This window comes from Xanthomonas sp. BRIP62411, from assembly GCF_003993525.1.
Taxonomy (GTDB): domain Bacteria; phylum Pseudomonadota; class Gammaproteobacteria; order Xanthomonadales; family Xanthomonadaceae; genus Xanthomonas; species Xanthomonas euroxanthea.
The window spans coordinates 302386-321753 of the sequence record NZ_QEZI01000018.1; the positions used below are offsets into that span (position 1 = coordinate 302386).

General features: G+C 64.3%; 20 protein-coding genes. 6 read left to right on the forward strand and 14 right to left on the reverse strand.

Annotated features, from left to right (window positions below):
• Positions 1-274 precede the first annotated feature (274 nt).
• From EO139_RS16125 to EO139_RS16135, 3 genes are all read left to right on the forward strand, one after another.
• Positions 275-1573: an MFS transporter gene (locus tag EO139_RS16125; RefSeq protein ID WP_232087965.1), complete on the forward strand. Its 1299-nt coding sequence runs from the start codon at positions 275-277 to the stop codon at positions 1571-1573.
• A gap of 1078 nt (positions 1574-2651) precedes the next feature.
• On the forward strand, positions 2652-3113 hold the full coding sequence (locus EO139_RS16130) for a cell wall hydrolase (RefSeq protein ID WP_104582275.1): 462 nt from the start codon (positions 2652-2654) through the stop codon (positions 3111-3113).
• Between the two features lie 63 nt (positions 3114-3176).
• Positions 3177-3791 carry a glutathione binding-like protein gene (locus tag EO139_RS16135; RefSeq protein ID WP_119129699.1) on the forward strand — a complete coding sequence of 205 codons (615 nt, stop codon included), beginning with the start codon at positions 3177-3179 and terminating at the stop codon, positions 3789-3791.
• A 192-nt stretch (positions 3792-3983) separates the two neighbouring features.
• On the opposite strand, the gene EO139_RS16140 is transcribed toward EO139_RS16135, so the two are convergent.
• Both EO139_RS16140 and EO139_RS16145 read right to left on the reverse strand, forming a co-directional pair.
• Complete coding sequence (locus EO139_RS16140) at positions 3984-4970, reverse strand: malate dehydrogenase (RefSeq protein WP_104582273.1); 987 nt, start codon at positions 4968-4970, stop codon at positions 3984-3986.
• 116 nt (positions 4971-5086) lie between these two features.
• Positions 5087-5581 carry a peptidylprolyl isomerase gene (locus tag EO139_RS16145; RefSeq protein WP_016904578.1) on the reverse strand — a complete coding sequence of 165 codons (495 nt, stop codon included), beginning with the start codon at positions 5579-5581 and terminating at the stop codon, positions 5087-5089.
• A gap of 218 nt (positions 5582-5799) precedes the next feature.
• Here EO139_RS16145 and typA point away from each other — a divergent pair, with 218 nt between their 5' ends.
• The 3 genes from typA to EO139_RS16160 all read left to right on the forward strand — a co-directional run bounded on the left by typA (position 5800) and on the right by EO139_RS16160 (position 9836).
• Positions 5800-7629: a translational GTPase TypA gene (gene typA / locus EO139_RS16150; protein ID WP_104560414.1), complete on the forward strand. Its 1830-nt coding sequence runs from the start codon at positions 5800-5802 to the stop codon at positions 7627-7629.
• Positions 7630-7699: 70 nt separating this feature from the next.
• Positions 7700-8119 carry a DUF2127 domain-containing protein gene (locus tag EO139_RS16155; protein ID WP_181116471.1) on the forward strand — a complete coding sequence of 140 codons (420 nt, stop codon included), beginning with the start codon at positions 7700-7702 and terminating at the stop codon, positions 8117-8119.
• 106 nt (positions 8120-8225) lie between these two features.
• Complete coding sequence (locus EO139_RS16160) at positions 8226-9836, forward strand: amidase (RefSeq protein ID WP_206515156.1); 1611 nt, start codon at positions 8226-8228, stop codon at positions 9834-9836.
• Here the strand turns inward: EO139_RS16160 and EO139_RS16165 are convergent.
• From EO139_RS16165 to rpsE, 12 genes are all read right to left on the reverse strand, one after another.
• Positions 9826-10953: a mechanosensitive ion channel family protein gene (locus tag EO139_RS16165; RefSeq protein WP_104582270.1), complete on the reverse strand. Its 1128-nt coding sequence runs from the start codon at positions 10951-10953 to the stop codon at positions 9826-9828. The two genes, EO139_RS16160 and EO139_RS16165, sit on opposite strands and share 11 nt — an antisense overlap.
• An 85-nt stretch (positions 10954-11038) precedes the next feature.
• Positions 11039-12430, reverse strand: coding sequence for a 3-deoxy-7-phosphoheptulonate synthase class II (locus EO139_RS16170; protein WP_126971450.1), 1392 nt, complete (start codon positions 12428-12430; stop codon positions 11039-11041).
• 48 nt (positions 12431-12478) lie between these two features.
• Entirely contained in the window at positions 12479-12997 is a 519-nt protein-coding gene (locus EO139_RS16175) for a disulfide bond formation protein B (RefSeq protein WP_104582268.1), read from the reverse strand.
• A 325-nt stretch (positions 12998-13322) separates the two neighbouring features.
• Positions 13323-13706 carry a 50S ribosomal protein L17 gene (gene rplQ / locus EO139_RS16180; protein ID WP_003486665.1) on the reverse strand — a complete coding sequence of 128 codons (384 nt, stop codon included), beginning with the start codon at positions 13704-13706 and terminating at the stop codon, positions 13323-13325.
• A 180-nt stretch (positions 13707-13886) separates the two neighbouring features.
• Positions 13887-14885, reverse strand: coding sequence for a DNA-directed RNA polymerase subunit alpha (gene rpoA / locus EO139_RS16185; RefSeq protein WP_002811635.1), 999 nt, complete (start codon positions 14883-14885; stop codon positions 13887-13889).
• A 53-nt stretch (positions 14886-14938) separates the two neighbouring features.
• Positions 14939-15565, reverse strand: a complete 627-nt coding sequence (rpsD, locus tag EO139_RS16190) for a 30S ribosomal protein S4 (protein WP_002811641.1) — start codon at positions 15563-15565, stop codon at positions 14939-14941.
• 15 nt (positions 15566-15580) lie between these two features.
• Entirely contained in the window at positions 15581-15973 is a 393-nt protein-coding gene (gene rpsK, locus EO139_RS16195; RefSeq protein WP_003486671.1) for a 30S ribosomal protein S11, read from the reverse strand.
• Between the two features lie 10 nt (positions 15974-15983).
• Positions 15984-16340 carry a 30S ribosomal protein S13 gene (gene rpsM / locus EO139_RS16200; protein ID WP_003486672.1) on the reverse strand — a complete coding sequence of 119 codons (357 nt, stop codon included), beginning with the start codon at positions 16338-16340 and terminating at the stop codon, positions 15984-15986.
• Positions 16341-16689: 349 nt separating this feature from the next.
• Positions 16690-18057 (reverse strand): preprotein translocase subunit SecY, encoded by a 1368-nt coding sequence (gene secY, locus EO139_RS16205; protein ID WP_016900648.1) that lies wholly within the window; start codon positions 18055-18057, stop codon positions 16690-16692.
• 7 nt (positions 18058-18064) lie between these two features.
• Entirely contained in the window at positions 18065-18508 is a 444-nt protein-coding gene (gene rplO, locus EO139_RS16210; RefSeq protein WP_016900650.1) for a 50S ribosomal protein L15, read from the reverse strand.
• A 4-nt stretch (positions 18509-18512) separates the two neighbouring features.
• Positions 18513-18704 carry a 50S ribosomal protein L30 gene (gene rpmD, locus EO139_RS16215; RefSeq protein ID WP_104582267.1) on the reverse strand — a complete coding sequence of 64 codons (192 nt, stop codon included), beginning with the start codon at positions 18702-18704 and terminating at the stop codon, positions 18513-18515.
• The gene (gene rpsE, locus EO139_RS16220; protein ID WP_003486682.1) at positions 18697-19239 is read right to left on the reverse strand and encodes a 30S ribosomal protein S5; all 543 of its coding nucleotides are present in this window, start codon (positions 19237-19239) and stop codon (positions 18697-18699) included. The genes rpmD and rpsE overlap by 8 nt, the downstream gene beginning before the upstream one ends.
• Positions 19240-19368 lie beyond the last annotated feature (129 nt).

The following is a 19368-nucleotide window of genomic DNA, read 5'->3' on the forward strand; positions in this document are numbered from 1 at the left end:
TGCTCACGGCGCCACTCGAACATGTGTACGAGCGCGGGTGTGCGCCGGATGGGCGCACCGTCACCGCTGCGGGTGGCAGCGGCAGGGCGATGACCGGTCTGTGCGTCAGATGCCGCCTCAGGGTTCTCTAGCGAGGTCGGATGCGCGTATCGGGGTGGACTCCGACGCCGTTGGCGATCGCGCCAGACGGTACAAGCGCCTCTGATTGGCGCGGCACCGGTAGATTCTTTTTCCTGTCGTGCAGCTCGGCTATAAACCGGCGATGCGCTCCACCCTGACTGCACCGCCCCACATGCTGCCGCCGGCAGCATTGCGGGCCTATGTTGCGGCGCATTTCGGCAAAAGCCTGCTGTGGTACACCGGCGAGTTGCTGCTGATTTTTGCGTTGACCGAATACGTTGGATTGAGCGCGGTGGCGGCTGGCGCGTCGGTCGCCGGCGGATTGGTGATCAGTGCAGTGATGGGCATGGTCGCCGCGCGACGCTGGAGTGCCCACGCCAGCCTGGCCTGGGCCGGGCGTTCGCAATGGCGTGGCATTGCGTTGGCAGCCCTCGCCCTGGCACTGGTGTTCGTGACGCCAGCGCTTCCTGCCGGTGCCAGGCTGATCAGCGTGTTGCTGCTCAGCCTGCCCTTCCGCGCGGCCTATGCGATCGGCGACGTGGCACAGAACACCTTGTTGGGGTTGGGCCACTGGCCCTGGCGCGGTGCGCGCGGCGTCAGTGCGCTGCGCCTGATCGGCAGCGGTCTGGCCGCGCTATCGGTCAGCGCAGCGATCGGCCTGGTGCTGAAGGCTGGGGCATATGCCGGCGCATCGACAGCGTTGATGGTCGTCGCGCTGGTCAGCAGCATCGCACTGCTGTCGGCATGGTGGTTACGCAACACGCTGCAGCCTTACGCGCACGCAGTTGCCGCCGCTCCGTTACCGCCAGCCACGTCGGAGTGGCAGCGCAATCAGTTGCTGCCCGTGGCGGTCATCGCAGCACTGGCGTTGGCGTTGCCGACGTTCACCAAATTGGCGCCGTATCTGGCGCAATCGCGCATCGGCTCGGCCGGATGGGGCAGCGCGGTGTTGATTGCGTACGCGTTGGGCAGCGTCTGCATACAGCCCTTGGCAGCGCGTTGGCCGACCGTGGCGCTGCGTCGATTGGGCCTGAGTGGAGTTGCACTGTCCGGGCTGGGATTGATCTTTGCCATCGCCATGGCTCGACACTGCGTGCTGGATGCCGGCCTGGCCTTCGGCATGGGTGTGGCGGCGGGAAGCGCCGGGCAATGGGTCTGGGCGCGCCACGCAGAACTCGCCTCGCGCCATGGCCCCGCACGGCAGGCCCGCGCCTGTGCCGCACTCACTGCGACAGCCCAACTCGCACTGGCGGCCGGCAGTGGCGTGATCGGACTGCTGCTGAACGTCTCCGGCTATCCGCATGGGCACGCTGCGCAGCTGGCGTGGGCGATGGCCCTGGGGCCGATACTCTGCGGCGTGTCATGCATGCTGATCGCCTGGATCGGCAGCGCGTTGGCGATGTCTGAAAAACGCAGACCTGTTGCAACGGTGCTGCCAACGAGTCAGGCATGAAATCTCGATCAGGCCACAACGACGTAACGCGTACGCGCAAGGTGCTGTGCCGACCGCAATCACGTGCTTCGGCGATCGCCATGCACGTCTGCACGCTTGCAGGTTCTGTAGGTTCTGCAGGTTCTGCAGGTTCTTTTTTTTCATCAAGTCGAACTTGATGCGCGTGGTTCAACGTGCCTAGTTCTTCTGGAAATAAACAGTGCGCGTACGCAAGGCGGCAGTAAGCGCACGATGCAATCGCAATGTCGTCAACGACGATGCGCCGCTGCCACCGTCAAGAAATCGTGCGACGGGGTCTGGCGATTTCGGCGGCATCTCTGAGTGCTGCCACTGCAGCGCATCCTTGCGTGATGCAGGTGCAGGCGTGGCGAGCGACCTGGGGATGCGATGCGACAGCAATAGCTGTCATGACGCGTCGCGGATACCCACCCCCATCAATTCGCATCGAACACGCTACCGCCTCCTCTGGCTCTAGGGACTGCAACACAGGGTTGTACGCTGCATGCGCAAGCGCAAGCGCACGATGCATGATCCCGGCAGCACGGCATCCGCACTGACAGTTCTTTCCTGCACCCTGCGTTCGCATGTGGATGTCCAACCGCTGCTGCGGCAAGACGCCGGCGTACAAGCACATTCATCAGTGACGATGATGTGTAGCGCACCATGCCGACGGCACTGCATGCGTGGCCTGCACATGAGGCGTTGCGTGTCGCAAACAACGCGCAGACGCGCAACACTGCATGCGCATTGCGCCGATGTTGATTGCCACATCCGCTGTCGCCACCACGATGCGACGCACACGACGGATTCAGCGCGCTGTCGTGCTCGAGCCAAGCGGTAGATGTAGCAAGCACTCACACGCGTCAACCCCGCCTATTCAGCCGCGATTCTGTGATCGACGCCTACCTTGCGCCAACTTTTTGACCCACCGCATTTGGTGGGCACCTCCGGTAGATCCTTGTTTCGCCGGAGACCGGGCGACCCGTGGCAGGCCGCCTCCCCATGACGCCAAGCCCTCTGTACTGGTGCATCCACCTTGGATGCTCTGCGGATCGGCCCATACGGAGCAAGGAGTTCTATGAAACTGGTTTGGATACTTTGGCTGTCGCAATTGTTGCCTCAGCCAGCTGCAGATTCGTTGTGCTTGAGCACCACCGTGTACCTGGAAGCGCGTGATCAGACCTTGCGCGGCCAGCAAGCCGTCGCGGAAGTTGCGTTGCGTCGTCTGGACAGCGGTTTGTGGGGCGATTCGATGTGTCAGGTGGTCACCGCGCGCAAGCAGTTCGCGCCCACCATCGTGGCCCCGGGAACGCAGCTGAAAAATGACGATGCCTGGAACAAGGCGCTGCATGTGGCGCTGGCTGCAGAGCGCAACTGGGCGCTACCGGTGGGTCAGCGCAAGGAAATCGTGCCGGGCGCCAGCCACTTTGCCGCAAGCGCGATCGCCAGCCCGAGCTGGCGCAATGCATACCAGGTGGCCACCATCGGCGACCACACGTTCTATCGCGTGCAGAAGCTGCGTCCGCGCACCGCATCCTGACGTCACCCACGCACTCACGCGTTGCCGCTAAGCTTGCGTCTTCGTCTTTGTGCGGGAATTCTCATGAAGCTGTACACCAAGCCGGGCGCGTGTTCGCTGGCAGATCACATCGTGCTGCGTTGGTCGGGGCTGCCCTTCGAGCTGGAAGTGGTCGACGCCGCCACGATGAAGTCGCCCGGGTATCTGCGCCTCAATCCAGCCGGTGCGGTGCCGTTGCTGGTCGTCGACGACTGGGCGCTGACGCAGAACGCGGCCATTCTGAACTACATCGCCGACGTCGCACCGCTCACCGGGCTGTCCGGCGATGGCAGCGCGCGCAGCCGTGCGGAAATCAATCGCTGGATCGCCTTCGCCAATGCCGATGTGCATCCGACCTTCAAGCCGATTTTCGGCAGCACCGCCTATCTGCAGGCCGAGGCGCTGATTGCGCGCAGCCATGACGACGCACGCAACAAGCTGCGCGCCCTGTACGAACGTGTCGACGCGCATCTGCAGGGGCGCAACTGGCTGGCCGGCGACACCCACACCGGCGCCGATGCGTATCTGTTCGTGACGCTGCGATGGGCGCAGAAGGCGGGCGTGGACCTGAGCGGGCTAAGCGCCGTGGCTGCTTTCGTGCAGCGCATGCTCGACGATGCCGATGTGCAGGCCGCGCTAAAGGCCGAAGGCCTGGCCTGAGCCGAGCGTACCGCGTGATGTGATCGATGCGGCGGCAACGCGTATCGCATCGGCCTTGCAGGATCGATGGGCGTGATGGCGCGCTTCCCGCGCCACCGACCGGCGCATGTAACGCAACGCATCACGGAAGCGACGCATAAAAAAACGCCGGGCAGTGCCCGGCGTTCTTCATGTACTGCCAAGCCGGGAAACTCAGCCCAGCAGATGCGACACGCCGCTGCGCTCTTCTTCCAGCTCGGCCAGGGTCTTGTCGATGTACTTCTGGCTGAAGTCGTCGATCGGCAGATCCTTGACCAGGGTGTACTCGCCGTTTTCGGTGGTGACCGGGAAGCCGAAGATCACGCCTTCCGGAATGCCGTAGGAGCCGTCGGACGGCACGCCCATCGTCACCCACTTGCCATTGCTGCCCAGCACCCAGTCACGCACGTGATCGATGGCGGCATTGGCGGCCGACGCTGCCGAGGACAGGCCGCGCGCTTCGATGATCGCCGCGCCGCGCTTGCCAACGGTCGGAATGAAGGTGGACGCATTCCATTCCTGGTCGTTGATCGCATCACCGATGGACGCACCATCGGCGGTGGCGAAACGGTAGTCCGGATACATGGTCGGGCTGTGGTTGCCCCACACCACCAGCTTCTCGATGCCGCCGACCGGCTTGCCGAGCTTCTGCGACAGCTGGCTGAGCGCACGGTTGTGGTCCAGACGCAGCATGGCGGTGAAGTTCTTCGGGTTCAGATCCGGCGCCGACTTCATTGCGATGTAGGCATTGGTGTTGGCCGGGTTGCCGACCACCAGCACCTTGACGTCACGCTTGGCCACCTTGTTCAACGCCGCGCCCTGCGCGGTGAAGATCTTGGCGTTCTCCAGCAGCAGGTCCTTGCGCTCCATGCCCGGGCCGCGCGGGCGCGCACCGACCAGCAGGGCGACATCGATGTCCTTGAACGCCACTTCGGCGTCGTCGGTGCCGACCACACCGGCCAGCAACGGGAATGCGCAGTCTTCCAGCTCCATGATCACGCCCTTGAGCGCGGCCTGGGCCTTTTCATTGGACAGTTCCAGCAATTGCAGGATCACCGGCTGATCCTTGCCCAGCATTTCGCCGGAGGCGATGCGGAACAGCAGGGCATAGCCGATCTGGCCGGCAGCGCCGGTCACGGCAACACGAACAGGTGCTTTCATGGGGAGTTTCCTCTGCTAAAAAACATGGGTGGAGGTGCACGCTGGCGTGGCGCGAGGCCTGGCGGCGCGCAGTGACAGACGAACGGCCGCACACGGCGGCCGTTCGGGAAAAGCCGTCAGGCGGCGAGGATCTTGTTCCACTCCGCGACGCGGTCGGCCTTGGCGGCCAGCACGGCGTCGGTATCGCCTTCGATCGTCACCTTGTTGATCACATCGCCCTGGGCGACGGCATCGACCACGTCCAGGCCCTGGGTGACCTTGCCGAACACGGTGTGCTTGCCGTCCAGCCACGGGGTGGCGGTGTGGGTGATGAAGAACTGGCTGCCGTTGGTGTTGGGGCCGGCATTGGCCATGGACAGCACGCCACGCTCGTGGCCGACGCCGTTGTTGGCTTCATCCTCGAACCGGTAGCCCGGGCCGCCGCGGCCGGAACCTTCCGGGCAGCCGCCCTGGATCATGAAGTCGGCGATGACGCGGTGGAAGCTCAGGCCGTCGTAGAAGCCGCGCTGGACCAGGTTGACGAAGTTGGCGACGGTCAGCGGGGCCTTGTCGGCGAACAGCTCGACCACGATCGGGCCGCGGGTGGTGTCGAAATGGGCGATCAGGGACATGGAAATCCTTGCAGGTTTCAGGGTGTATGACAGCCCATTAGAATACACCCGGCCGTGCAGGCGACCGTGCAGGTTGGACCATCGTCGGGGGTCTCACGGCAAGCTGAATGGGCGTTTTGGACCGCTCGACGGCCGAACGCAACGGCACGGCAACGAAACCGCTATAATGTCGGGCTTACCTCATCTCAAGACTGGCGCCAGACAGGGGCCCTTTCCGCATGTCTATCGAAAAACTCCGCAATATCGCCATCGTCGCGCACGTCGACCACGGCAAGACCACCCTCGTCGACTGCCTGCTGAAGCAGTCCGGCACCCTGTCCGAGCGCACCGTGCTGGCTGAGCGCGTGATGGACAGCAACGACCAGGAAAAGGAGCGTGGCATCACGATCCTGGCCAAGAACACGGCCATCACCTGGAACGGCAACCGCATCAACATCGTCGACACCCCGGGACACGCCGACTTCGGTGGCGAGGTCGAGCGCGTGCTGTCGATGGTGGACTCGGTGCTGATCCTGGTCGACGCGATGGACGGCCCGATGCCGCAGACCCGCTTCGTGACCCAGAAGGCGTTTGCGATGGGCTTCAAGCCGATCGTGGTGGTCAACAAGATCGACCGTCCCGGCGCACGCCCGGACTGGGTGATCGACCAGGTGTTCGACCTGTTCGACAAGCTCGGCGCCACCGATGAGCAGCTGGACTTCCCGATCGTCTACACCTCGGCCCTGAACGGCTACGCCAGCCTGGATTCGAGCGTGCGCGACGGCGACATGACCCCGCTGTACGAAGCGATCATGCAGCACGTGTCGGCACCGGACGTGGATCCGGACGGCCCGTTCCAGATGCGCATCAGCCAGCTGGACTACAACAACTTCGTCGGCGTGATCGGCATTGGCCGCATCCAGCGCGGCGTGCTGAAGAAGAACATGCCGGTCAGCGTGATCGACCGCGAAGGCAAGAAGCGCCAGGGCAAGGTGCTGCAGGTGCTGGGCTTTTTGGGCCTGGAGCGCATCGAGCAGGACACCGCCGAGGCCGGCGACATCGTCGCCATCTCCGGCGTGGCCGAGCTGACCATTTCCGACACCGTGTGCGCGCTCGACGCGCCGGAAGCGTTGCCGGCGCTGACCGTGGACGAGCCCACCATCTCGATGACCTTCCAGGTCAACAACTCGCCGTTCGCCGGCAACAAGGACCTGTCCGGCGGCAAGTTCCTGACCAGCCGCCAGCTGCGCGACCGTCTGGACCGCGAGAAGGTGCACAACGTGGCACTGAAGGTCGAGGAAGGCTCCGACGCCGACAAGTTCCTGGTCTCCGGCCGTGGCGAGCTGCATCTGTCGGTGCTGATCGAGAACATGCGTCGTGAAGGCTACGAGCTGGCCGTGTCGCGTCCGGAAGTGATCATCAAGGAGATCGACGGCAAGCAGATGGAGCCGATCGAACAGCTCGTGGTGGACATCGAAGAACAGCACCAGGGCGGCGTGATGGAAAAGCTGGGCACCCGCAAGGGCCAGCTGAAGAACATGGAGCCGGACGGCAAGGGCCGCGTGCGCCTGGATTACATGATCCCGGCGCGTGGCCTGATCGGCTTCCAGAACGAGTTCCGCACCCTGACCCAGGGCTCGGGCCTGCTGTTCCACGTGTTTGACCATTACGGTCCGAAGGAACAGGGCGCCATCGCCAAGCGCCAGAACGGTGTGATGATCGCCAATGCCGCCGGCGCCACCCCCGCCTATGCGCTGGGGCCGTTGGAAGAGCGTGGCCGCCTGTTCGCTGCAGAAGGCGACAACGTGTACGAAGGTCAGCTGATCGGCATCCACTCCAAGGACAACGATCTGACCGTCAATGCGATCAAGACCAAGCCGCTGACCAACATGCGCGCCTCGGGCAAGGACGATGCGATCAAGCTGACCCCGGCGATCAAGTACACGCTGGAACAGGCGCTGGACTTCATCGAGGACGACGAGCTGGTCGAAGTCACCCCGAAGGAAATCCGCCTGCGCAAGAAGTTCCTCACCGAAAGCGACCGCAAGCGCGCTGGCCGTTCCGGCTAAGCACGACCGGTCCATCATCGTGCGCAACACGCCCTACAGCCCGGATCCGCGCGCGCATCCGGGACTGCATGTGATCGCCTTGCTGGAGACGGTCAAGGGGGCGCTTGCGCTGTTGGCGGCGACGGGCCTGGAAATTCTGGGCCCGCTCCCGCTGCAGAACGCGGTCAGCACGCTGATCCGCCGCTTCAATCTGGATCCCGACCACGGCGCACTGCCGTCGTTGCTCAAGACCATCAGCCCCGACGCCGTCCATCTGGCCGCAGCCGCAATGCTGGCCTACGGCCTGCTGCACGTCGTGGAAGCCTGGGGTCTGTGGCGTGCCAAGGCCTGGGCGTCGCTGCTGGGCTGCCTGTCGGCGGCCATCTATCTGCCTTTCGATATCTACGCCATCGTCCGCCATCCCGGCTGGACTGCCTGGGGCGTGCTGGCAATCAATCTGATCGTGGTCGGCGTGCTGGCACGCGACCTGATCAAGCGCCGGCGGCGCTGACGCACCCTGCCCGTCTGCGGGCACCTCATACACGTTGTCACCCCGACGCAGCGCCGTTAGCCTGCAAACAGTCCTCCGGGGAAGACCACCCATGCGATCTACCACCTTGTCCTTCGCGCTACTGCTGGCGCTGTGCGGCTGTGCGCATGCCGACGACGGCCTGGCGCCTGCCGGTGCCCATGCAGCCGCTGCCAGGCAAGACACTCTGAGCGATGCCGACGTCGTTGGCCTGCAGGCACGCATGGCGTCCGGCAAGACCAGCAGCCTGGATCTGACCCGCGCATACCTGCGCCGCGTGGCGACCATCGATCGCGCCGGCCCCACCCTCAATTCGGTGATCGAACTCAACCCGCAAGCCGAAGCCGACGCACGCGCACTGGACGCCGAACGCCGCGCCGGCCATGTGCGCGGGCCCCTGCACGGCATTCCGGTGTTGCTCAAGGACAACATCGATGCGCTGCCGATGGTCAACAGCGCCGGTTCGCTGGCGCTTGCCGATTTCAGGCCAGGCCGCGACGCCTTTGTGGTGCAACGCCTGCGCACGGCCGGCGCAGTGATCCTGGGCAAGACCAATCTGAGCGAATGGGCCAATTTCCGCTCCACCAAGTCGAGTTCCGGCTGGAGTGCACGCGGTGGTCTGACCCGCAACCCTTACGCGCTGGATCGCAACCCCTGCGGCTCCAGCGCCGGCACCGGCGCGGCGATCGCCGCCAGCCTGGCCACCGTCGGTATCGGCACCGAGACCGACGGCAGCATCACCTGCCCGGCCTCGGTGAACGGTCTGGTCGGGCTCAAGCCGACCGTGGGCCTGGTCAGCCGCGATGGCATCATTCCGATCTCGGCCAGCCAGGACACTGCCGGCCCGATGACGCGCAGCGTCGCCGATGCTGCCGCCGTGCTGCAGGCGATCGCCGCGCCCGACCCGCAGGATCCGGCCACGCGCACTGCGCCTGCGCCCACCCCGAACTACCTGGCACACCTCAAGCCCGATGGCCTGCGCGGCGCGCGCCTGGGCCTGCTGCGCAATCCTCTGCGCGAGGATCCCGCGATCGCCGCCGCCTTGGACCGCGCCGTGCAGACCCTGCGCGCGGCCGGTGCCACCGTGATCGAAACCCGCCTGGTGACCGATGGCCAGTGGGATGCTGCCGAACAGACGGTCTTGCTGGTCGAGTTCAAGGCCGGCCTGAACGCGTATCTGCGCAGCCGCCCCGCCCCGGTGTCGAGCCTGGAACAGGTGATCGCCTTCAACCGCAGCCACGCGCAGCGCGAGATGCCCTACTTCGGGCAGGAACTGTTCGAGCAGGCACAGGCCGCGCCCGGGCTCGACGATGCCGCGTATCTCACCGCCCGCGCCACGGCCAAACGGCTGGCCGGGCCGGAAGGCATCGATGCCGCGTTGCAGGCCGATCGCCTGGATGCGCTGATCGTGCCCACCACCGGTGCCGCCTGGGTCACCGACCTGGTCAAGGGCGACACCTTTCCCGGTGCCGGCTACGGTGCGGCCGCGGTGGCTGGTTATCCCAGCCTGAGCGTGCCGATGGGCCAGACCCAGGGCCTGCCGCTGGGCCTGTTGTTCATGGGCAGCGCCTGGAGCGAGCCACGCCTGATCGAACTGGCCTACGCGTACGAGCAGCGCAGCAAGGCGCGGTTTGCGCCCAGCTACGCGCTGGCGGCACCAGGCGCGTCACCGGCAGCACCGCCTGCAGCTACACCGTAGTCGCAGGCTCGCCGTCTTCGGCACCGGGCGAGCGCACGCTCTCCGGGGCGATCGGCGCGGCGGCGCGCAGGGGTGGCTTTTCCTGCGCGGCGATTTCGGCACGGATTCTCGGCAAGGCGTACGGGTGCTCGCGGGTCAGGAAGTCGATCATGCGCTCGCGGCTGATGCAGCGCAGGTCGAACGCATCGCCGGAATTGCGCGCACTCACCAGCAGACGCACCTGGATCGTGCTCTCGCTGGTTTCGGTCACCTGGGTCACGCAGACCCGCCCATCCCAGAGCGGCTCGCTCTTGCAGATGCGCTCCAGCTCGGCACGCACCGCCGCGATCGGGGTGCGGTAGTCCAGCCACAGGAATGCGGTGCCGAGCAGGTCGGCACTGCTGCGTGTCCAGTTCTGGAACGGGTTTTCGATGAACCAGGTGAGCGGCACCACCATCCGTCGCTCGTCCCAGATCCGCACCACCACGTACGAGCTGCCGATTTCCTCGATGCGTCCCCATTCGCCTTCCACGATCACCACATCGTCCAGCCGGATCGGCTGGGTCAGAGCGATCTGCAGGCCGGCGATCAGGTTGCCGAACACCGGCTTGGCCGCGATACCGGCCACCAGCCCGATGATGCCGGCCGAGGCCAGCAGCGTCTTGCCGATCTGGCGCACCTGTTCGAAGCCAAGCAGCACCACCGAGATGCCGAGCAGGATCACCGCGCCCATCACCACCCGGCTCAGCACGCGTGTCTGGGTCTGGATGCGCCGGGCGGTGAGGTTGTCGGACACCTCGATCGGATTGCTGCGCAGGATCGCCATCTCGCCAGCGGCGACCGCACGCACGAACAACCAGGTCACGCAACCGACGATGCCGACGTGCAGCAGGTGCTGTACCGCTGCCAGCGTCTTGCCGGCCAGTGGCGTCGCTTCGGTGGCGATGCCCAGAAACAGCAGCGGCAGGATGAAGGCAGCCGGCAGCGTGACCACGCGGATGATGCGTGCGCGGCGGTAGTCGCGGCCCTGCATGCGGCGAAACAGCCACAGCATCAGCGACCAGGTGACGATGCCCGCCAGCAGCGAGGCACCAAGCGGGATTGCGTATTCGCGGATGACGTTCCAATCGGCAGTCAAACCGTTCCTCCTGTGGGGGGAAAGAGGGATGGCTGCAACAGCATGCCGCACGCGGCATGAGCATCACGTCATGCGCACGGCGGCCTCACCCGCCCAGCGGCTGCGCCGCCACCTGCTGTTGCTTGCGCACGATTGCCATTGCGATTTCCAGCGACTGCTCGTAGTTCAGGCGTGGATCCACGCTGGACCGGTAGGCGCGTTCCAGATCGCGCTCGGTCAACTCGCGCGCGCCACCGGTACATTCGGTGACATCTTCGCCGGTGAGTTCCAGATGCACCCCGCCCAGCCGCGTCCCGGCTGCCGCGTGCAGATCGAACGACAACTCGACCTCGCTGCGGATATTGTCGAAACGGCGTGTCTTGTAGCCATTGCCGGTGCTTTCGGTATTGCCGTGCATCGCATCGCACACCCACAACACCCGACGCCCGTCGCGCCGGACCGCCTCCAGCAGCGGCGGCAACTTTTCGGCGATCTGCGCCGCCCCTATGCGGTGGATGAAGCTCAGGCGGCCAGGTTCGTCTTCCGGATTGAGCACATCGATCAGACGCAGCAGCTGATCCGGCTGCACCGACGGCCCCACCTTGATTGCAATCGGGTTGCGTACCCCACGCAGATATTCCACATGCGCGCCATCCAGCGCGGCGGTGCGCATGCCGATCCACGGGTAATGCGTGCTCAGGTTGAACCAGCCCCACTGACGCGGCACCTGGCGGGTCAGGCCCTCCTCGTACGGCAGCAGCAACGCCTCGTGCGAGGTGTAGAAGTCGATGCGATTGAGGTTGTAGACCTCGGCGCCGGACAGGGTTTCCATGAAGCGCACCGCATCGCCGATCGACGCCACCATCTTCTGGTAGTCCGCAGCCAGCGGCGAATAGCCCACCCAGTCCAGATTCCAGTATTCGGGATGGTGCAGGTCGGCAAAGCCGCCGTCGATCAGGGCGCGCACGAAATTCATCGTCATCGCCGAGCGCGAATGCGCGGTGATCATGCGCTGCGGATCCGGCACGCGAGCCGCTTCGGTGAAGGCGGGTGCGTTGATCACATCGCCGCGGTAGCTCGGCAAGGTCACCCCATCGCGGGTCTCGGTATCGGCCGAGCGCGGCTTGGCGTACTGCCCGGCAAAGCGCCCGACCCGCACCACCGGCAGGTGCAGGCCGTGCACCAGCACCAGGCTCATTTGCAGCAGCACCTTCAGGCGATTGGAGATCGTGCCCGATTCGCAATCGCTGAAATTTTCGGCGCAATCTCCGCCCTGCAGCAGGAAGCGCTTGCCCTCCTGCGCCTCGGCCAGCTGGCGCTTGAGCGCGAAGATTTCCCAGGAGGTCACCAGCGGCGGCAACTGCCGCAACTCACCCAGGGTGTGCTCCAACGCAACGGCATCCGGGTACACCGGCATCTGCAGCGCCGGCCGCTGCCGCCAACTCTGCGGCGACCACTGGTCTGCCTGGTTGACGGACGAATGAGGGGAAGCGGACATCGTGAACTCCAGAAAGCGTGGGCGCCGGCCAGTGCCGGAACGGAACGATCAGAACAGTTTGCGCGGACCACGCTGCCTGAACCCGGCATACAGCGCCCACAGTGCCAGGCCCACGAACCAGAGCATGCTCCACATCGGCATGCTCAGGCCCAGGAAGCGCCAATCGATGTTGCCGCAGTCGCCGGTGCCGGTCAGTACCGTGCGGAACACTTCGAACGGCCCCATCGTCTCGCTCAGGAAGCTCAACGGCGGCCCGCACGACGACATCATGTCCTTGGGCCGGATCTGCACCCAGACATGCCGCGCCGCGATGCCCATGCCCACACCGGCAGCGAGGAAACCCAGTACGCCATAGACCTTACGCGTGCCCGCGGCGCGCGGCCCATGCAACGCGCCCAGCAGAAACAACACCGCCAGCGCCGCAAAGGCGATCCGCTGGAAGATGCAGAGCGGGCATGGCTCCAGACCAAGATGCAGCTGCACATAGATCGCATAGGCAAGCAATCCTGCGCATCCAAGAAAGCCCAGCAAAAACTGCGCCCGGAAACCCCAACGAAATGGATTCATCGCTACCGCTTGCCTAGGACCGAATGTCCGATTATCAGCCATCGCCGCCGCGGTGACCACGGATGCCTGCATCGGGCAGGTTGCAGCGCGAAGTCCCGTCCAGCCATGCCTATCGCCCGCCACGCGCCACCCTGCATGCTGGCGATGCAGCCCTGACGCAGCCACCGTCGCAGCAGGCTGCTTGGCGATGGTTGACCCCTGCAGGTCGCTGCACTGCATTGCGGCTGTGACATCGACGCCAAGGCGACAGACCCGGCTCGGGGCCTGCAATGAAAAAGCCCGGCGCTAGCCGGGCTTTTCAAGATCCTTGCGAAGGGCGAACCGATTACTCGGCCACTTCCTCGGCGACGACCGGACGGTCGACCAGCTCGACATACGCCATCGGCGCATTGTCACCGGCACGGAAGCCGGCCTTCAGGATGCGCAGGTAGCCGCCGGGACGGGTCGCATAACGCGGGCCCAGTTCGACGAACAGCTTGCCCACGGCTTCCTTGTCGCGCAGGCGGGCAAACGCCAGACGACGGTTGGCAACGCCATCGACCTTGCCGATGGTGATCAGCGGCTCGGCGACGCGACGCAGTTCCTTGGCCTTCGGCAAGGTGGTCTTGATCAGCTCGTGCTTGAACAGCGAGGCGGCCATATTGCGGAACATGGCTTCGCGGTGCGCGCTGGTGCGGTTGAACTTACGGCCGGATTTCTGGTGACGCATGAGTGTGATTTCCTAAGGAATGTTGAGACTGCTTTGAGAGACGTTGTCGCCATCCTGGCGCTGTTGAATGGACTGCGGTTGGTCCGAGCCGGCCGTCCTTCGACCGGATGTCACCGCGGGCTTTGGCCCGTCGATGTAAAAACAGCATGGGCGCCCGAAGACGCCCATGCGGGTGATGCATTAACCAAGCATGCCGTGCTGGGCGACACCGGCCGGCGGCCAGTTCTCCAGCTTCATGCCCAGTGCAAGGCCGCGCTGTGCCAGCACTTCCTTGATTTCGGTCAGCGACTTCTTGCCAAGATTCGGGGTCTTGAGCAGTTCCACTTCGGTCTTCTGGATCAGATCGCCGATGTAGTAGATGCTCTCGGCCTTCAGGCAGTTGGCCGAACGCACGGTCAGCTCGAGGTCGTCGATCGGGCGCAGCAGCACCGGATCCACGCCGCTGGCAGCCGGCTTGGCCGCACCGCGATCGCGGTGGGTGAAATCGCCGAACACCGACAGCTGATCGCTGAGGATGTCGGCGGCGGTGCGCACGGCTTCCTCGGCATCGATGGTGCCGTTGGTCTCGATATCGATCACCAGCTTGTCGAGGTCGGTGCGCTGTTCAACGCGCGCAGCTTCCACGGCATAGGCAACGCGACGCACCGGCGAGAACGACGCATCCAGCATCAGACGACCGATGGTGCGGGTCTCTTCGTCCGGACGACGACGCGCAGCAGCCGGCTGATAGCCGAAACCACGCTCGATCTTCAGGCGCATGTTCAGCGCCGTGTCCTTGGTCAGGTGGCAGATCACGTGGTCGCCGTTGATGATCTCGACGTTGTGATCGGTCCTGATGTCGGCCGCAGTGACCGTACCCGGACCCTGCTTGGACAACGACAGCGTCGCGCTGTCGCCACTATGCATACGAATCGCCACGTCTTTCAGGTTGAGCAGGACGTCAAGCACGTCTTCCTGCAGCCCTTCGACCGTGGTGTACTCGTGCAGCACGCCGTCGATCTCGACCTCGGTGATCGCAAAACCCGGGATCGACGACAACAGCACACGACGCAGGGCATTGCCCAGCGTGTGCCCGTAACCGCGCTCCAAGGGCTCGATCACGACCTTTGCGCGATTGTCGGTAAGACGTTCGATCTGCGGACCACGGGGGCGCAGAACCTGGTTGGCGGTAACCGTCATGTTGCGGGGTCTCCTGCGAACCTCCGGCGGTGCCGGAGGCTCTCCAATGTGAATTACTTCGAATACAACTCGACGATCAGCGCTTCGTTGATATCCGAAGGCAGGTCAGCGCGATCCGGAACGGCCTTGAACACGCCGCTGAACTTCTTCGAATCGACTTCGACCCACGACGGCGTCATGTCGTGCTGCTCAGCCACGGTCAGGGCTTCCTGCACGCGGAGCTGCTTCTGTGCCTTTTCCGACAACGTGATCGCATCGCCAGCCTTGATCTGGTACGACGCCAGATTCACCGACTTGCCATTGACCAGCACGCCACGGTGCGACACCAGCTGGCGCGCGGCCGGACGGGTGACGGCAAAGCCCATGCGGTAGCAGACGTTGTCCAGACGGGTTTCCAGCAACTGCAGCAGGTTCTCGCCGGTGTTGCCCTTCTTGGTCGAGGCCTTCTTGTAGTAGTTGCGGAACTGACGCTCCAGCAACCCGTAGATGCGCTTGACCTTCTGCTTTTCACGCAGCTGGGTAGCGTAGTCGGAGAGCTTGCCTTTGCGAGCCGCGCCGTGTTGGCCGGGCTTCTGCTCAAGCTTGCACTTGGAGTCCAGCGCACGCGCCGGGCTCTTGAGGGAAAGATCGGCGCCTTCGCGGCGGGCGAGCTTACAGGTAGGACCGATATAACGAGCCATTTCTTATCGCTCCCTTTAGACGCGACGCTTCTTCGGCGGACGGCACCCGTTGTGCGGGATTGGCGTCACGTCGATGATGTTGGTGATCTTGTAGCCCACGTTGTTCAACGAACGCACGGCCGACTCACGGCCCGGACCCGGACCCTTGATACGTACTTCCAGCGACTTCACGCCGTAGTCGAGCGCAGCGCGGCCAGCCTTTTCGGCGGCAACCTGAGCAGCGAACGGGGTCGACTTGCGCGAACCACGGAAGCCGGCGCCGCCGGACGTAGCCCACGACAGCGCATTGCCCTGGCGATCGGTGATGGTGACGATGGTGTTGTTGAACGAAGCGTGGACGTGGGCGACGCCGTCAGTGATGACGCGCTTGATCTTCTTCTTCGTTTTCTTTTCTGCTGGCTTTGCCATGATCTATCCCTTACTTCCTGATCGCCTTGCGCGGACCCTTGCGGGTGCGGGCGTTGGTACGGGTGCGCTGACCACGCAGCGGGAGACCACGGCGATGACGCAGACCGCGATAGCAGCCCAGGTCCATCAGTCGCTTGATCGCGATACCGATTTCGCGGCGCAGGTCGCCTTCGACGACATACTTGCCGACTTCGGCGCGCAGGCGCTCGATTTCGGGTTCGGACAGATCACGAATCTTCGTGGTCGAGGTAACGCCTGCGGATTCGCAGAGCTTCTTCGAACGGGTACGGCCGATGCCGTAGATGCTTTGCAACCCGACCCAGACGTGCTTCTGGGCTGGCAGGTTGACGCCTGCAATACGCGCCATGACGCGATTCTCCAACTGAGTGATGGCCCGACAGCGCCCAGGCGCCATCCGGCAGGATGGATCAAAAGTGAACTCGGAATTGTAGCAAGGCCTCGGATTGCTTTGAAGCCCGTGGAACCAAAAGTTCCATGGACCCGGCGTGGGGAGTGTGCCCTCGCTCCGGCGCCGGACGATGTTGATCCAGAAAACTTCTCCGAATCGCCTGTACTACTCCCGCACAGGACCACCTCGTCACACCCGCGCGCGAGACGTCGCGCGAGCCGCCCTTCTGATCGGAAGATTGTGGCCCGGGAACCAGGCCGTCTTCACGCAATGAAGATCTAGTGTACCACCTAACCGCCCGCGAGACTTAACTGCGCGCCAGACCGCCGCGCGAGCCACCCTTGAGGTTGGCCTTCTTCAGCAGGCTCTCGTACTGATGCGACATCAGATGCGCCTGGATCTGCGCAATGAAGTCCATCACCACCACCACGGCGATCAGCAACGACGTACCACCGAAGTGGAACGAGGTGCCCAGCTGCGTGCGCATGATTTCCGGCAGCAGGCAGACGATCACCAGGTACAACGAACCCGCTGCGGTCAGACGTGTCAGCACGCCGTCCACATAATCCGCCGTCGCCTTGCCAGGGCGGATGCCCGGAATCAGCGCGCCCGACTTCTTGAGGTTGTCGGCGGTTTCCTGCGAGTTGAACACCAGCGCGGTGTAGAAGAACGCAAAGCCGATGATCAGTGCCGCAAACACCAGCATGTGCACCGGCTCGCCCGGCCCGAGCGCATTGGCGATCTTCTGCAGCCAGGAGCCCACGCCGCTGCCGGACGCCGCCTGACCGGACCACATCGACAGCGTCGCCGGGAAGGCGAGGATGCTGGAGGCGAAGATCGGCGGAATCACGCCTGCCATATTGAGCTTCAGCGGCAGGAACGAGGTCTGGTTCATGTACGCATTGCGACCGCCCTGGCGGCGCGCGTAGTTGACCGTGATACGTCGCTGCCCGCGTTCGACGAACACCACAAACAGCGTGAAGGCCAGAATGGTGATGACGATCAGAAGCAGTGAAATGAAGCTCAGATTGCCTTCGCGGAAGGCCTCGACGGTCTGGATCGCCGCCGACGGAAGACCCGCCACGATGCCGGCGAAGATGATCAGCGACACGCCGTTGCCGATGCCACGCTCGGTGACCTGCTCGCCCACCCACATCAGGAAGATGGTGCCGGCGGTCAGCGCGATCACTGCGGTGAGCACGAAGCCCATGCCCGGCGCATACACCACCGGAGCACCACCGGGCGCGGTCTGATTCTGCAGTGCCAGCGCGATACTACCGCCCTGCACCACTGCCAGAAGCACCGCACCGATACGCGAATACTGGGTGATCTTGCGTCGGCCGGATTCGCCTTCCTTCTGCATCGCCTTGAGGGCGGGAAAGATGTGCGTGGCCAACTGGATCACGATCGATGCCGAGATGTACGGCATCACGTTCAACGCGAAAATACTGAAACGGTGCAGGGCGCCGCCCGAGAACATGTTGAACATGTCCACGATGCCGCCGCCCTGCGCCTGCATCAACGAAAGCATGGCATCGGGATTCACGCCAGGCACCGGCACATAGCAGCCGATGCGATAGACGATCAATGCCCCGAGGACGAACAGCAGCCGCTGGCGAAGTTCCGTGAACTTGCCGAGCCCGCCACCGAGGTTACCAATGCCAGCCTGCGCCATCTGCCGATTACTCCTCTACGCTGCCGCCGGCAGCTTCGATTGCTGCCTTGGCGCCTGCACTTGCAGCCACGCCCTTCAGCACGAACTTCTTGCTCAGCTCGCCCTTCAGCACGATCTTCGCCTTCTTGGCGCGGCTCGGGACCAGATTGGCCGCACGCAGCGCTGCAAAGTCGATCTCACCGGCTTCCAGCTTGTCCAGCTGGTAGGACAACACTTCGGCACTGTCACGCGCCATCTTGGAACGGAAACCGATCTTCGGCAGACGGCGCTGCATCGGGGTCTGGCCGCCTTCGAAGCCGGCCTTGATCTTGCCGCCGCCCTTGCGCGCGAACGAACCCTTGTGGCCGCGGCCACAGGTCTTGCCAAGGCCGGAGCCGATGCCACGGCCGACGCGGGTGCGCTCGGTGCGGGCGCCGTCGGCGGGCTTGAGGTCATTAAGATGCAAAGTCATGGGATTAGTCCTCAACCTTGACGAGGTAGTGAACGGTGTTGATCAGGCCGCGAACCTGCGGGCTGTCCTTCAGTTCACGCACATCGTTGAGCTTATTCAGGCCCAACGCACGCACCGACAGGCGGTGACGCGACTGGGTTCCACGCAGGCCACGCACCAGGCGCACCGTCACGGTCTTGTTGGTGTCCTTAGCCATGGTTGAGCTCCTCCACCTTCTTGCCGCGCTTGGCCGCAACACGCGCCGGCGACTGCACTTCCGACAGACCCTTCAGGGTTGCACGGACCAGGTTGATCGGGTTACGCGAACCAACCGCCTTGGCCAGCACGTTCTTGACGCCAACCGCTTCCAGCACAGCGCGCATGGCGCCGCCGGCGATGACGCCCGTACCTTCCGAGGCCGGCTGCATGTAGACGCGTGCTGCGCCATGGCCGGACTTGACGGCATGCCACAAGGTACCGTTGTTCAGATCGACGGTGGCCAGGTTCTTGCGCGCCTGTTCCATCGACTTCTGGATGGCGACCGGCACTTCGCGCGCCTTGCCATACCCGAAACCGACCTTGCCCAGACCATCGCCGACCACGGTCAGCGCGGTGAAGGTGAACTGGCGACCGCCCTTGACCGTCTTGCTGACGCGATTGACCGCGACCAGCTTTTCGATCATGCCATCGTCGACTTTCTCTTCGCGGTTACGGTCGCGATCACGACCCCGCGGTGCACGTTCTTCTGCCATCTTGATTCCTTGATTGATTGAGTATGTACGGCTCGAAGCCGCTTATGGTTGTGAAATCACGCGGTGTTCCCGGCTCCGTTGCAAAAGAACGGGACGGTCCGGCATCTCCCTGCCGGCGGTATCGCGGAC